The sequence below is a fragment of the Mesorhizobium sp. M1A.F.Ca.IN.020.06.1.1 genome, assembly GCF_004023265.1.
Taxonomy (GTDB): Bacteria; Pseudomonadota; Alphaproteobacteria; order Rhizobiales; family Rhizobiaceae; genus Mesorhizobium.
The window spans coordinates 1-1,086 of record NZ_RZSR01001397.1 but is presented as its reverse complement, the minus strand read 5'-3'; the positions used below and the strand labels follow the sequence as shown (position 1 = coordinate 1,086).

Below are 1,086 nucleotides of genomic sequence, written 5' to 3'. Positions count from 1 at the left end.
GTCACGAGACGCCCCCCTCTGCCCTGCCGGGCATCTCCCCCTCAAGGGGGGAGATTGGCAGCTCCACCGACAGTGTCTCGACGGCGAAGATTGGCGAAGGCCGAGGTGAGGTCCGATCTCCCCCCTTGAGGGGGAGATGGCCGGCAGGCCAGAGGGGGGTGCCTAGGCTCGGCATTCGAAAACCTACGCCACCGCCATCTGCTGCAGGCTCACCAGCCGCGAAATACCCTTCTTGGCCAGTCCCATCAGTGCCGAAAACTGCTCTTCGGAGAAGGGCTCGCCTTCCGCCGTGCCCTGGATCTCGACGATGCCGCCCTTGCCGGTCATGACGAAATTGGCGTCGGTGCCAGCCGAGGAATCCTCGAGATAATCGAGATCGATGACCGGCTGTCCGTCATGGATGCCGCAGGAGATCGCCGCGACATGGTCCTTGAGCACCTTGGAAACGCTGGCCATCTGGCGCGCTTCCATCCAGCGCAGGCAGTCATAGAGCGCCACCCAGCCGCCGGTGATCGAGGCGGTGCGGGTGCCGCCGTCGGCCTGGATAACGTCGCAGTCGACGGTGATCTGCTGTTCGCCTAGCGCCTGCAGGTCGACAACGGCGCGCAACGAACGACCGATCAGCCGCTGGATCTCCAGCGTGCGGCCGCCCTGCTTGCCGGCGGAAGCCTCGCGGCGCATCCGCTCGCCCGTCGAGCGCGGCAGCATGCCGTATTCGGCCGTAACCCAGCCCTTGCCGGAATTGCGCATCCAGGCCGGCACCTTTTCCTCCAGGCTCGCCGTGCACAGCACATGCGTGTCTCCGAACTTCACCAGGCACGAGCCTTCGGCGTGCTTGGAGACGCCGCGCTCGAAGGAGATGGCGCGCATTTCGTCGGGCTGGCGTTTGGAGGGGCGCATTCGGCCTTCTTTCCTATGGTTTTGGATTCGTCGGCGGCTTGTAGACGCATGCGACGGATGGCGCAAAGGAAAAGGGCGCCAAGGAAACGGGGCGCCAACGAAACGGCGCTAGCGAAAATGGCCCGGGTTGCACCACGGAGGCTTAAGTCTATATCTTTCGATAGGCGGTTTTTCGCTGGAATGAAC

The 1,086-nt window shown here is 64.1% G+C and carries 1 protein-coding gene; it reads right to left on the bottom strand.

What is annotated here, in order from left to right; all coding sequences use genetic code 11:
- Positions 1-183: 183 nt before the first annotated feature.
- Positions 184-900 carry a ribonuclease PH gene (gene rph, locus EOA60_RS34335; RefSeq protein WP_067003199.1) on the bottom strand — a complete coding sequence of 239 codons (717 nt, stop codon included), beginning with the start codon at positions 898-900 and terminating at the stop codon, positions 184-186.
- Between the last annotated feature and the right edge of the window lie 186 nt (positions 901-1,086).